Raw genomic sequence first — 12,977 nt, 5'->3', positions numbered from 1 at the left:
CAGCATGGGCATATCCCAAAATGCGCGCGCGTGGCTTTAGGCCGGCCTTTTTTGCGCTCGAAGCGGTAGCCATAACAATCGCCGCCGCACCATCATTGATGCCAGAAGCGTTGCCCGCTGTGACAGTCCCGTCCTTCTGGAAAACAGTGCGCAACCCTGCGAGGGCTTCGTTAGAAGTGGCTTTGGGGTGTTCATCAACGGTGAAATCAACCATGTCGCGGCGCACTTTGACCTGGACCGGGGTGATCTGGCTTTCGAAGTAACCCTTGGCGATTGCGTTTGCAGCGCGAATCTGGCTTTCCATTGCAAAGGCGTCTTGCGCTTCGCGGGAAATGTCATGTTCCGCCGCAACGTTTTCAGCGGTGACACCCATGTGCCCTGTGCCGAACGGGCAATTCAACGCGCCGAGCATCATGTCGAGGGTGCGAATATCGCCCATCTTTGCACCCCAACGCTGATCGGGATTGATGAAGGGCGAACGCGACATGTTCTCTGCGCCGCCTGCGAGGGCGAATTCAGCGTCGCCGAGCATCAGGGATTGAACCGCAGAGACAATCGCTTGTGCGCCAGAGCCGCAAAGGCGGTTTACGTTCATGGCCGGCGTTGTGTCGGGAATACCGGCCTGTATGGCTGCAACCCGCGAAAGATACATATCGCGTGGCTCGGTATTGATGACATGGCCGAAGACGACATTGCCGATCTGCGCCGCGTCAACGCCGGAGCGTTCAATTGCGGCCTTTGCCGCAGTTGTTGCAAGCTCGATCGGGGGTGTGTTGGCTAATGCGCCGCCAAATGTACCAATGGCCGTGCGCGCGCCGTCGAGGATGACAATATCGTCAGACATGAGGGATCTCCTGTGAAATGAATTGTGCCGAGTATGATCGTGGCGGGCAGTTCTGTCAGCACGAACGGTGTGTGATACAATTGAGCGCCGCTGATGCGGCGCGCAGGTTTAGCCCGCCCAAGTGGGCAGGCCGATTGGGGCGCTGCCCCAAACCCCGGGATATTTCCAGAGAGAGGAAACACTGAAAATCTTCGGCGGCGTGCCGATTGGCTATAACGCGCTTTATTCCCCGTAAGGGACCCATATGGTTTTTGTTTCACTTGCTGCGCTCAGGAAGTCACGCGGCGCGGGCGTGTTGCTTTGCGCATTGTTGACCCAAGTACGCTTGAGATTGCCGGTTGATTTAGCCTCGATCACCTTGGAGACAGGCGAGGAGGAAAAGCTCCAGATCGCGTCCATATCATTGTGCGCTGCAAGGTGTGGTGCGAGGTCCGTGTGGTTCCCTGTAAGGATGTTCACAACACCTGCTGGCACATCGGATGTTTCCAGCACCTGAATGAAATCCGTTGCCGCCAGAGGGTAGGGTTCGCTTGCCACCAGTACGCAGCGGTTTCCCATTGCCATGCTTGCACCCATAGTTTGGACGAGGCCGAGAAGTGGTGTTTCGTCGCGACAAAGTGCACCAATGACGCCGACGGGTTCGTTCATTGCCAACGCAATGCCTTTGATCGGTACACCGCGCGCATAGCCGTCCCATTTGTCGGCCCACGCGGCGTAGGTGAACAGCGTGTTAAGGCTTTGTTCGACCTCGGATTTGCCCGTGCGTTTGCCTGTCATAGCGTCAATGCGCTTTGCAAATTCATCGGTGCGGGCAGAGAGGTTTTCGGCCAAATAGTAAAGGATCTGCGCACGTAGGTGGCCTGTTGTCTTGGACCAGCTTTTGGCTGCCTGCGCGGCCTCAACAGCGTTGCGGATGTCCTTGCGATTGGCAAGGGACACGTCGCCCAGCTTTGCCCCCTGTTTGGTATAGACACCTTGAGAATAACCGCCATCGGGGCGCGCTTGTTTGCCCCCGATGTAAAGCTTGGCGGTGCGATCAATCGGGTCGCTGCCAGCGTCATTCCCCGTGAACGGTTCGATCTGCGCCAGCGCTTTGCGTTTTGCCTTGGGTTTGGTGTAGGCCGATAGGCCTTCCCAACCGCCTTCGCGACCAAAGCCGCTTTCGCGCACGCCGCCGAAGGGGGCAGCGGCGTCGAAGAGGTTGGTGGCATTCACCCAGACCACGCCCGCAACAAGTTGAGGCGCGATATCGAGGGCAAGATTGACGTTTTCTGTCCAGACTGTCGCGGCCAGGCCGTAGCGCGTGTTGTTGGCCAGTTGCACCGCTTCGGCAGGGGTTCGGAAGGTGGTGGCACATAGGACCGGGCCGAAGATTTCCTCCTGCATAAGGGTCGCGGATGGGCTTAAGCCAGTGATTAGCGTCGGAGGATAGAAACAGCCGCCCTCGGGAATAGCGCACTTGGCCTGATGCATGTGACCTTCTGTGTTGGCACTAACCATGCGTGTAATCTGTTCCAGTTGAACAGGGTCTACAATTGCGCCGACGTCGATGCACTTATCCAAGGGATCACCGATGCGCAGACCGTCCATGCGGGCGCGCAGTTTGGTGTAGAACCGCTCGGACACGCTTTCCTGTACCAAGAGCCGCGAACCGGCGCAGCAGACCTGGCCCTGATTGAACCAGATCGCATCAACGAGGCCTTCAATGGCGCTATCCAGATCGGCGTCATCGAAGACAATGTAGGGGGATTTGCCGCCGAGTTCTAATGTGAGCGCTTTGCCTGAGCCAGCGGTCGCTTCGCGGATCTTGCGGCCAACTTCGGTGGATCCTGTGAAGGCGATCTTGTCCACGTCTGAATTAACGATCATCTCGCCGACTGCACCGTCGCCTGTGACGATGTTCACGACGCCTTTGGGAAGGCCCGCTTGACGGCAAATGTCGGCGAACAAAAGCGCTGTGAGTGAAGTGTATTCAGCGGGTTTCAAAACCACCGTATTGCCCATGGCCAGCGCGGGGGCGATCTTCCATGAGAGCATCAGCAACGGGAAGTTCCATGGAATGATCTGACCGCAAACGCCAAGCGGCTCGCGGTCTGGCAGTTCGTCGTCCATTAGCTGCGCCATGCCCGCGTGGTAGTAGAAATGCCGGTGCACGAGGGGGATGTCGATATCGCGGCTTTCGCGGATCGGTTTACCGTTGTCGAGCGTCTCCAGAACGGCGAACAGACGGGCGTGTTTTTGCACCAATCGCGCGATTGCGTAGAGGTAGCGCGCACGGCCTGCACCGCCAAGTTTCGCCCATTTGCCTTGCGCCTTACGTGCGGCACTAACGGCGCTGTCCACATCGCTTTGCGTCGCTTGCGACAGGTTCGCCAGCACGTTGCCATTGGCGGGGTTGCGGCTCTGGAAACCATCTGTTGGTGCAGTGAATGCGCCATCAATGAAGTGACCGAAACGATCCCCTTGATCGACCAGCCAAGCCAGCGCATCGCTCGCATCTTCAGGGGCGGGGCCATAATCCATTTTGTCCAAACGCTCGGAAATGCTCATGTGGGTCTCCTTACGCCAGCGCGTGGCGGTAGCTGGCGGAATATGCGCCTGTGACGTGGTGTTCTAGCTGGCGTTCGATATCGTTCAAAAGGGAGGACGCGCCAAAGCGGAACAGATCGGGCTGGAGCCAGCGATCGCCTAACTCTTCCTTCATAAGGGCGAGATAGACGAGGGCATCCTTGGCTTTGGAAATACCGCCAGCGGGTTTATATCCGACGCGAATTCCTGTTCGTTCAAAGTAATCACGGATCGCGCGGATCATGACCAAGGAAACGGGCAGGGTTGCGTTAACTGATTCCTTGCCCGTCGAGGTCTTGATGAAATCAGCCCCCGCCATCATGCAGACCAGTGACGCGCGTGCGACGTTGCGCAACGTGCCAAGTTCGCCCGTGGCGAGAATTGCTTTGACATGGGCATCGCCGCAGGCCGCACGAAAGGCGCGCATTTCATCGTAAAGCGCTTGCCAGTCGCCTGCCAGAACATGACGGCGGGAAATGACAATGTCGATCTCGGCTGCGCCGGCTTTGACGCTTTCCTCGATCTCTGCCACGCGCAGATGGAAAGGGGACAGGCCCGCAGGAAAACCAGTCGACACAGCAGCGACAGGAATGCCCGATCCAGCCAGCGCATCAACGGCCGTTTCGACCATGTCATGGTAAACGCAGATCGCGCCTGTGTGCAGGCCACTTACGCTAAGTGCTGTGGCAATATCAGGACGAAGAGGTTGGCGCGCTTTGGCACAAAGGCGGCGCACACGTTCCGCAGTGTCATCGCCAGAGAGAGTGGTGAGATCGATACATTGGAGTGCGCGCAGGAGCCAGGCGGCTTGATATTCTTTCTTTACGCTTCGTCGACCGGGCAGCGTCTTGGCGCGTCGCTCAATTGCGGATGTGTTGGCCTGAACCGAGCGCACCCAGCTTAGATCAAGCGCCATTCCCGGGTTTCGCGGTTCTATGGTTTGTGGCAAGTGCGACGTTGTTTGGGCGGTTTGGACGGACATAAGGACTCTCCAGCCGATGGGCTTTGCTGACTATTCTGTTCCACGCAAGCGTCGAATTGGCAAGCAAGGGCTTGGCGTCAACGCTCAATATTTGACCAAAAGGTCAGAGAAAGCGACGTTTTTTGCGAATAAGTCGCAATTGCATTGACTTTTTGCGAATGACTCTCATATTCAAAAGGTAATCACGGAGAGTCTATGAGTCTTAACCGCCGCCATTTCTTGACACTGACAGCTGCTGCTCCCTTTGCGCCGCATCTTGCTTTGGCGTCGGATGTGCTAAACATTGTTGCGACGACGGGTATGATTGCAGACACAGCGCGCCGCATTGGTGGCAGTCATGTCGCAGTGCGGGCCTTGATGGGGCCAGGCGTTGATCCGCATGCTTACCGTCAAACGCGTAGCGATATCACTGCGATGACCCGCGCTGATCTTGTTCTTTGGCATGGGCTTTATCTTGAAGCACAGATGGAAGAGTTCCTTGTAAAGCTCGCCCGTCGCCGCGCGTCAGTTGCGGTTGCTGATGACATGCCGCGTGATCTGCTGATTTCGCATGCCGCTTATGACGGCCGCTTTGATCCTCACGTCTGGATGGTGCCCGCGCTTTGGACCCATGTTGCGCGCCGCATTGCAGAGGTACTGAGCGAAACGCGTCCGGATGCAGCAGATGATTTTGCCACCAATCTGGCAGTGTTCGAAGCTGATTTAACCAAGTTGCAAAGCTACGGTGAAACGGTGCTTGGCACAGTTCCAGAAGACGCGCGCGTTTTATTGACGGCGCATGATGCGTTCGGGTATTTCGGGCGCGCTTTTGGCTATGAGGTTATTGGCATTCAAGGAATTTCGACCGAGAGCGAAGCAGGGCTGAACCGCATTTCTTCGCTCGTTGATACGCTTGTTACACGCAAGATTGGCGCGGCTTTTGTTGAAAGCTCGGTCTCCGATCGTAACATTCGAGCCTTGATCGAGGGCGCGACGGCGCAGGGTCACGAGGTTTCTATCGGCGGCGAGCTGTTCTCGGACGCGATGGGCGCTGATGGAACCTATGAAGCCACTTATATTGGTATGATCGATCACAATATTACGACGATTGCAGCGGCGCTTGGCGGCACAGTGCCCGCACGCGGGATGAGCGGCAATCTGTCGGTAGGAAGCTAGGAAATGAACATGATTGAACTGGCGGCATCAGACGGAACTCGTATGATCGAGACGCAAACGAACGCCGCGCTGGCCATTCGTGGCATGACCGTAAGCTACGGGCAAAAGCCTGCAGTGTTCTCGGTTGATATGACTGTTCCTGTCGGCTCTATGACCGCGATCATCGGTCCGAATGGCGCAGGTAAATCGACGCTGCTCAAGGCCGCGCTGGGCGTGATAAAACCCTTGGCCGGTACGGCGCAAGTTTTTGGCAAGCCTGTTGAACAGGCGCGTGCGCGGATTGCCTACGTGCCGCAACGTGCAAGCGTTGACTGGGACTTTCCGACACGCGTTCTGGACGTGGTTTTGATGGGCCTGTATCGTGAACTTGGTCTGCTTGGCCGCCTGCGCGGAACCCATAAGGCCAAGGCGATGGAATGCCTTGCACGTGTTGGCATGCAGGATTTTGCGACGCGTCAGATTGGTCAGCTCTCTGGCGGCCAACAACAACGCGTTTTCCTTGCGCGCGCCCTTGCGCAGGATGCGGATCTTTACCTCTTGGACGAACCCTTTGCGGGTGTTGATGCAGCGACTGAAAAGGCTATCATCGACGTGTTGCAAGCGCTGCGCGCCGACGGCAAAACCGTCGTAGCCGTTCACCACGATCTGAGCACAGTCGAGGACTACTTTGATCGCGTGTTCCTTATCAATACCACGCGCGTCGCCGAAGGATTGGTAGACGAAGCGTTCACGCCCCAAACCCTGCAAGAGGCATATGGCGGGCGCCTAGCGACAGGTCAACTCGGCAAAACGGCGCTTGGCGCGTAAATCATGCTTTGGCAGGCCCTGACACTACAGCTTGGCTATAACGCCACACTCGTAACGCTTGGTGCGATGTTGCTGGGCATTGCTGCCGGGGTCACCGGCACATTCCTGTTTCTTCGCAAACGCGCCTTGGTCAGTGACGCAATTAGCCATGCGACGCTGCCGGGCGTCGGCATTGCGTTTATCATCATGGTTGCGCTGGGCGGGGATGGTCGAAGCCTGATCGGCTTGATGCTTGGTTCCGCTGCGTCCGCATGGCTTGGCCTTTTGTGCATCGGCGCATTGACCCGCCGCACGCGTCTTGCCGAAGACGCTGCAATTGGCGCTGTGCTCTCTGTGTTTTTCGGCGTCGGCATTGTGTTGCTTACCTATATCCAAACCATGACCGAAGGACGCCAAGCAGGGCTGGAGGGCTTTTTGCTCGGCTCGACCGCTGGAATGCTTTACTCGGATGCGGTCATTATCGCCATTGGCGGCGCGGCGGTTCTGGCGGCGGTCATTGTATTTCGCCGCCCACTTAGCGCAGTGGCGTTTGATCCCGAGTTCGCAGCCTCTAGCGGGTTGAATGTGTCGCGTCTTGACTTGGTGATGATGGGGCTTGTGATGGCGATCACCGTGGTTGGGTTAAAGATCGTTGGCCTGATCCTGATTGTTGCGCTGCTGATTATCCCCCCTGTAACCGCGCGATTCTGGAGCGAACGTGTCACGGGTGTCTTACTGGTCGCAGGCATCGTTGGCGGTGTGGCCGGATATGTAGGCGCCGCTTTGTCAGCGATCGCGCCCGCCCTACCGACCGGCCCTGTTATCGTGCTGGTGTTGTTCGCAATGTTCGCACTGTCATTGCTTTTCGCCCCTGCGCGCGGGGTAATGGCGGCGGTGTTAAAGCACTTCTCCTTTCAAAAACGCGTGCATGTACGGCAGGGATTGCTGGCACTTGCGCAGGGCCAACCGATTTACGAAAAGCTTACCCTGCGGTTGCTGCGCCAAGCAGGACTGGCGCGCGCGGATGGCGTTGCGACGCAAGACGGCAAGGCGCGCGCTGCCAAGGCGCTGCGCGATGAAACGCGCTGGCAAATGGCACGTTCGCGCGAAGAGTTCGCTTTGGCGGCGACCTTCTATGACGGTTTGACCGAGATCGAGAGCGTGTTGACCGACGATCAAATCACCGAACTGGATCGCCTGATTGGCGCACCTTATGGGGTGGCGATGTGATGGGTGAAGAGTTCGTAGCACTTTCCTTGACGCCGATGCTAATCGGCACGCTAGCGGCGATTGCATGCGCGTTGCCCGGAAATTTTTTGTTGCTGCGCCGCCAAGCGCTGATCGGTGACGCGATTAGCCATGTGGTTCTGCCAGGGATTGTCGTTGCTTTTCTCATCACTGGCGTCGTTGCCGCTGTACCGATGATGATTGGCGCGGCGGGAGCTGCCGTCGTGGCGGTCGTCATGATCGAAGCCATACGTCGCCTTGGCCGGATCGAGCCGGGCGCCGCAATGGGCGTGACCTTTACCGCGATGTTTGCGGCGGGGGTTTTGCTGCTGGAACAATCTGACACAAGCACAGTGCATCTTGACGTCGAGCACGCGCTGTTTGGCAATCTGGAGAGCCTGATCTGGCTTGATGCCACTGGCTGGGCATCTCTGGTCGACAAAGAGGCGTTGTCCTATTTGCCCGTTGAATTGCCCCGCTTGTTCGTTGTTTTGATCGATGTTGCGCTGTTCACATCGGTGTTTTGGCGCCCGCTCAAGCTATCTACTTTTGACGAAGGTTTCGCGCAAAGTATGGGCATTCGCACCGGGCCTTTGGGTTTTGCGTTAGTCATTGTTGCGGCGCTCGCAGCGGTTGCCGCGTTTGATGCGGTCGGCTCAATCATCGTGATCGCGATGTTCATTTGCCCACCTGCTGCGGCGCGTTTGATGACCAACTCTCTGGGCGCTCAGATCGCGTGGAGTGTGCTGTTCGCGGCCCTGTCCGCAGTTCTGGGATATGTTCTTGCTGGCTACGGTCCGCTTTGGATTGGCGCGGATAATGCAGTTAGCGCGGCAGGAATGATCGCTGCTGTGTCGGGCTTTATCCTTGCGCTGGCGGCAATTCTGGGACCGCATCGCGCGCGTGGGGGCGCACCAGCGCAGGGCTAAAGCGGGTTGGTGTCTTTCACGACCCGCCCGTCTTCAAGGGTGATAATCCGATCCGCCATTTCAAGAATGCGATTGTCATGGGTGACCATGACGGTGGTGGTTCCGCGTTCTTGCCCCAAGCGTTTCAGCATTTTGACAATCGAGACGCCAGAAACCCTATCGAGTGCGGCAGTCGGTTCGTCCGCGAAAATCACATCGGGATTGGACACCAGCGCGCGGGCCACTGCAACGCGCTGTTTTTGACCGCCAGACAGGTTTGCGGGCAAGTAGTTGAGCCGGTCAGACAGGCCGACCAACCCAAGCATATGATGACTGGCCGCTCGCTGTTTGGCTGCGTTGCCGCTGCCGTGAACTTGCAAGCCCATCATCACGTTCTGCGTTGCGCTTAAACTCTCATGGAGGTTATGCGCCTGAAAAATAAAGCCGAGCCTGCGGCGCAAGGTGACCAGCATGGTTTCTTCAGCGCCATTCAGTTCATGGTCCAGCAGCGTGACACTGCCGTCTTGCACGTCGCGCAGGCATCCGATCAAGGTCAAAAGCGTTGTTTTTCCAGAACCTGACGAGCCCATCAAAATCGTCAAACTGCCTTTCGCGATGTTGAGATTCACATCCCAAATCGCCTGCTTTCGCGCTTCGCCGGAGCCGAAAAAATGGTTCAGGCCCTGAACCGAAATTGCGTGTTGGGAAGACATCAGAACAGATCCGCCGGATCTGCTGCTGCAAGGCGCCGTGTTGCAATGGCCCCTGAAACAGAACAGGCCGCGAGCGTGCCGAGGAACACCAGGATAGCGCGGCTGGCGTCCATTTCAACGGGTAGTCCAGTCACCGATACCAGCGCTGTATAAAGCCCGACAGACGCGACAAACCCCGGAATGAACCCGAAGACCGCAAGGACCAAGGCCTCCTCAAATACGATCCCGAGGAAGAACGGATGATCGTAGCCCATGGCCTTGAACGTCGCATATTCTTTCAGGTGATCTGCAACATCGGTCGATAGCACCTGATAAACGATGACCAATCCGACGATCACACCCATGAGAACACCAAAGCCGAAAATGATGCCGGTGGGTCGCTCGGATGACATGAAAGACAAATCAGCAGCGGCAGCACCCTGCATGGTTTGAACCTTGGTGCTGTCGCGCGGCAAGGATGCTTCAAGGCGGCTTTTCACAGTATCGACGTGGGCACCCTCGTCGACCTGCACCAGGATATGACTTGGTGCACCGCTATCGCGCTTCGGATTGAAGCGCAGGAAGGTCTGATCGGAAACAACCAGCGTACCATCAGCCAGAAATCCGCCGCCCACGTCGACAGTGCCAATGGCAGTCATCGTACTTCCGTTCACTTCAAACACAAACGGGTCACCGTTTTCGATGCGCTCGAACACTTCAGCCGGTACGCCACGTGATCCTTTGTCAAGCAACGCGGTGTTTTCGATCTTGAGCCTTTCAAGATACTCCGCGATCCAGGGCGCGGCATATTCGGGCTGTGCTGTATCCATTCCGAAGGTCAGCAAAGCGGCCGATGACCCATCCTCAAGGCTAAGAGGCAGCGTACCGATATAGACGGGCGCGGCGCTTTTAACGCCCGCGACCCCGAGTGCCTGAAACATCCGTGTGCGGGCAATGTTACCACTGTCTGTCAAGGTATTTCCATCCGTAGAGGACAGCAGGATGTCAGCGCGCAAAAGCGCGTAGGGCGCTATTGTCGAGTTGTTCAAAGCCCCCATTATTCCGAGCTGCATAAACACCAGCAAATTGGCGAAAGCGACCCCTGCAAGCGCCGCAGCGAGGCGACCCCGATTGTGTGAAAGTTGCAACCAGCCGATGGGCAAACGCCCGAAAAGCCAGGTTAGTAAGCGGCTCATGGCGTGCGGCCTGCGTCGATCCGCACGATGGCCTCAAGATTGGTGAAATTGCTGGCGCGCGCGCTCGACTCTGCATCAAGTTTAATAATCACATCTATGACGCGGGCATCTGTATTGGCCGCAGGATCGTCAGAAGTAATTGATTGGCGATTGATCTCCAAACCAATGGCAGTCACGACGCCGTTCAAGGGCTTGAGCAATGCATCACCGGTTGCGATGGCTGGATCACCGATCGCGACGCGGGAGATCATAGATTGATAGACCTCTGCCTCGATTGTCATTTGCGATGTATCACCAAGGTCGATGATGCTGCCATTTGTCGGACGCTCTCCCGCGCGGCTGTGAATTTCCAGCACAGTGCTGGTCTTTGGAGCCCGCACATAGCTGCGCTCGATGTCTTGCTTTGCGCGCTCAAGCTCGGCCTGCGCTGCTAGCAGATTGGCCTCGGCAACTGCGATATCCGCCTGCACAGTGTCCGAGCCAATTGCATAGCGCGACAAGGTCGCGGCGTTGCGCTCCACGTCTCTTGCTGCCGTGTTCGCAGAGGCGATTGCCTTGTCCATATCCGCGCGGGTCACAACCCCGCGCTCGAACAATGACGTTGCGCGGGAAAGCTCTGCATCCGCTTCGGTTGCTGCTGCCTTTGCCTTGCTTAACGCCGCTTGCGCTTCGGCGCGGCTGGCCTCTATGCCAGCGCGTATTTGGGCAAGCCCTGCTTCGCGCACTGCAACATTTGCCTCGGCTGTGCGAATGGCGCTTTGCAACTGGGGCAGGTTGTCGAGGTGCGCAAGAACATCGCCTGCATTCACAAGGTCGCCTATTGCCACCAGAAGCGAAGCCACACGCGCATCTCCCGCGCCTGATGGCGTTGCAACGCTGATTACATCGCCATACGGGATGATACGGCCCAAGGCGACGACATCGCCCTCACTGATGACGGCGACTTCTTCTTGTGAGGTGACTTTTTGAAGAGCGACGGCGATAGGCGTGTCGGTGCCCGCGCCCGGTTCAAGACCTGTTGCCTTGAAGAACACCCGCAGGCCAGGTGGTTGGAAATACATACCAATGACTGCGCCCGTAAAGAGCGAGAACATAATCAAAGGAATAACCAGAAAATGCACCCAGCGAGAGGCGCGTGCGCTCTTGTTCACGGCCGTAGAAACACCGTTATCTTGCAGGGGTAATTCACTGGAGTTGTCAGGCGTAGTTTTCGACATGCGGAGCCTTTTCGGGACAAGCGCGTTCATGTCTAGTCTATCGCGCGGCGTTCTCGGGAGTAAGCCCAGTTCTTAAACAGAGGTTTTTTGTCGCAATTCCATGCAATGCGCATGCTTTGGAAACCCATTGCTTCAAACCCGCCTCCCTTCACACCAATGCGATGCAAAGGGAGGACGATGTTTAGGTCAGGCCGCGCTAAGGCCTTTGTCCAGCGCGCCCAAAATGGTGTTCACTTCCGCCTCCGAGATCGTCAGTGGTGGTGACATCAAGATGTTGGGCGGCCCCATACGTACCATCGCGCCGGCCTCGTAAGTGGCGTGTTGGATACGCTTGACTGTGCCGGGGTCCATAGGTGTTTTTGCGGCTTTGTCCGACACAAGTTCCAGACCGGTCATCAAGCCTTGCCCGCCACGTACATCGCCGATGATATCGTGCTTGGCCGCCAAAGCCTGACACCCCTCAAAGAGCTGCTTGCCGCGCGCCGCTGCGTTGGTCTTCAGATCGAGACGCACAGTTTCGGCTAGGCAGGCAGTGACCGCCGCAGCCCCGACAGGATGCGCAGAGTAGGTGTACCCGTGATAAATACCACCTTCGGCGCTGTCCGACTTTTCGAAGACATCTGCGACCTTTTCGTTGAACAGCGCAGCGCCAACAGGGAAATAGCCAGAGGTGATGCCTTTTGCCGTGCTCATCATATCGGGTTGAACGCCCCAATGACGTGCACCAGACCAGCTGCCCGTTCGACCAAAGCCGGTAATCACTTCGTCTGAGATCATAAGGATGCCGTGGCGATCGCAAATCTCGCGCATGAGGCCCATGAAGCTGGCGTCAGGCACGATGACGCCGCCCGCGCCCTGAATGGGTTCCATGATAAAGGCCGCGATGGTGTTCGCACCTTGGAACTGCACCTCGTCCTCGAATGCGGCGGCGATATTTTGCGCCAGTTGCGCAGGATCGGTTTCGTTGAACGGATTGCGGTAAGGATAAGGGCTGGGCAGGTGATAACACCCTGCGAGCAATGGCTCATACGCGATGCGGAAACGGTTGTTGCCATTGACCGACGCGCCGCCGAAATGCGTACCGTGATAGCCTTTCTTGAGCGATATGAACTTGGTGCGTGTCGGTTCGCCGCGAAGGCGGTGATATTGGCGAGCGAGGCGAAGACAGCTTTCAACCGAGTCCGAGCCGCCCGAGGTAAAGAAGGCCCGCACCATCCCGTCGGGTTCAAAAAACTCGCGAACGGCATAGGAGGCCTCAATCGCGGGTGGGTTCGATGTGCCCGCGAATGCAGAATAATAGGGCAGATCATAAAGCTGCTTCGCGATCGCTTCTTTCACCACATCATTGGAATAGCCAAGGTTTACACACCAAAGGCCACCAACCGCATCGACTGTTTTGTGC

Annotated in this window: 11 protein-coding genes; 4 read left to right on the top strand and 7 right to left on the bottom strand. The window is 57.2% G+C overall.

The features are described 5' to 3' along the window. From WBC85_RS16845 to deoC, 3 genes are all read right to left on the bottom strand, one after another. Positions 1–844 (bottom strand): acetyl-CoA C-acyltransferase (locus WBC85_RS16845; protein ID WP_424440051.1); only part of this gene is annotated, 844 nt, incomplete at its 3' end. Positions 845–1,066: 222 nt separating this feature from the next. Next, positions 1,067–3,394, bottom strand: coding sequence for an aldehyde dehydrogenase family protein (locus WBC85_RS16840; protein ID WP_424440048.1), 2,328 nt, complete (start codon positions 3,392–3,394; stop codon positions 1,067–1,069). 10 nt (positions 3,395–3,404) lie between these two features. Next, entirely contained in the window at positions 3,405–4,394 is a 990-nt protein-coding gene (gene deoC, locus WBC85_RS16835; RefSeq protein WP_424440045.1) for a deoxyribose-phosphate aldolase, read from the bottom strand. 195 nt (positions 4,395–4,589) lie between these two features. On the opposite strand from deoC, the gene WBC85_RS16830 reads away from it, so the two are divergent. Genes WBC85_RS16830 through WBC85_RS16815 form a run of 4 tightly spaced genes read left to right on the top strand, consistent with a single transcriptional unit; the run spans position 4,590 to position 8,491 of the window. Next, positions 4,590–5,549 carry a metal ABC transporter solute-binding protein, Zn/Mn family gene (locus tag WBC85_RS16830; protein ID WP_424440042.1) on the top strand — a complete coding sequence of 320 codons (960 nt, stop codon included), beginning with the start codon at positions 4,590–4,592 and terminating at the stop codon, positions 5,547–5,549. A gap of 9 nt (positions 5,550–5,558) precedes the next feature. Further along, positions 5,559–6,356 carry a metal ABC transporter ATP-binding protein gene (locus tag WBC85_RS16825; protein WP_424440054.1) on the top strand — a complete coding sequence of 266 codons (798 nt, stop codon included), beginning with the start codon at positions 5,559–5,561 and terminating at the stop codon, positions 6,354–6,356. Positions 6,357–6,359: 3 nt separating this feature from the next. After that, positions 6,360–7,565: a metal ABC transporter permease gene (locus WBC85_RS16820; RefSeq protein WP_424440039.1), complete on the top strand. Its 1,206-nt coding sequence runs from the start codon at positions 6,360–6,362 to the stop codon at positions 7,563–7,565. Beyond that, on the top strand, positions 7,562–8,491 hold the full coding sequence (locus WBC85_RS16815) for a metal ABC transporter permease (RefSeq protein WP_424440036.1): 930 nt from the start codon (positions 7,562–7,564) through the stop codon (positions 8,489–8,491). Before WBC85_RS16820 ends, WBC85_RS16815 begins: the two co-directional genes overlap by 4 nt. Here WBC85_RS16815 and WBC85_RS16810 read toward each other — a convergent pair. The 4 genes from WBC85_RS16810 to WBC85_RS16795 form a co-directional block, all read right to left on the bottom strand. Further along, complete coding sequence (locus WBC85_RS16810; protein WP_424440033.1) at positions 8,488–9,183, bottom strand: ATP-binding cassette domain-containing protein; 696 nt, start codon at positions 9,181–9,183, stop codon at positions 8,488–8,490. The two genes, WBC85_RS16815 and WBC85_RS16810, sit on opposite strands and share 4 nt — an antisense overlap. Then, positions 9,183–10,358, bottom strand: a complete 1,176-nt coding sequence (devC, locus tag WBC85_RS16805) for an ABC transporter permease DevC (RefSeq protein WP_424440030.1) — start codon at positions 10,356–10,358, stop codon at positions 9,183–9,185. The genes WBC85_RS16810 and devC overlap by 1 nt, the downstream gene beginning before the upstream one ends. Beyond that, positions 10,355–11,575 carry a biotin/lipoyl-binding protein gene (locus WBC85_RS16800; RefSeq protein ID WP_424440027.1) on the bottom strand — a complete coding sequence of 407 codons (1,221 nt, stop codon included), beginning with the start codon at positions 11,573–11,575 and terminating at the stop codon, positions 10,355–10,357. Before WBC85_RS16800 ends, devC begins: the two co-directional genes overlap by 4 nt. Positions 11,576–11,761: 186 nt before the next feature. Next, positions 11,762–12,977 (bottom strand): aminotransferase class III-fold pyridoxal phosphate-dependent enzyme (locus WBC85_RS16795; RefSeq protein WP_424440024.1); only part of this gene is annotated, 1,216 nt, incomplete at its 5' end.

The sequence above is a fragment of the Planktotalea sp. genome, from assembly GCF_049680325.1.
Lineage (GTDB): Bacteria > Pseudomonadota > Alphaproteobacteria > Rhodobacterales > Rhodobacteraceae > Planktotalea.
This window is presented reverse-complemented; position numbering and strand designations above follow the sequence as displayed.

Excerpts from the sequence above, each read along its gene's own strand:
- WBC85_RS16840 (WP_424440048.1), bottom strand. The coding sequence starts at position 3,394 with ATGAGCATTTCCGAGCGTTTGGACAAAATGGATTATGGCCCCGCCCCT.
- deoC (WP_424440045.1), bottom strand. The coding sequence starts at position 4,394 with ATGTCCGTCCAAACCGCCCAAACAACGTCGCACTTGCCACAAACCATA.
- WBC85_RS16830 (WP_424440042.1), top strand. The coding sequence starts at position 4,590 with ATGAGTCTTAACCGCCGCCATTTCTTGACACTGACAGCTGCTGCTCCC.
- WBC85_RS16825 (WP_424440054.1), top strand. The coding sequence starts at position 5,559 with ATGATTGAACTGGCGGCATCAGACGGAACTCGTATGATCGAGACGCAA.
- WBC85_RS16820 (WP_424440039.1), top strand. The coding sequence starts at position 6,360 with ATGCTTTGGCAGGCCCTGACACTACAGCTTGGCTATAACGCCACACTC.
- WBC85_RS16810 (WP_424440033.1), bottom strand. The coding sequence starts at position 9,183 with ATGTCTTCCCAACACGCAATTTCGGTTCAGGGCCTGAACCATTTTTTC.
- devC (WP_424440030.1), bottom strand. The coding sequence starts at position 10,358 with ATGAGCCGCTTACTAACCTGGCTTTTCGGGCGTTTGCCCATCGGCTGG.
- WBC85_RS16800 (WP_424440027.1), bottom strand. The coding sequence starts at position 11,575 with ATGTCGAAAACTACGCCTGACAACTCCAGTGAATTACCCCTGCAAGAT.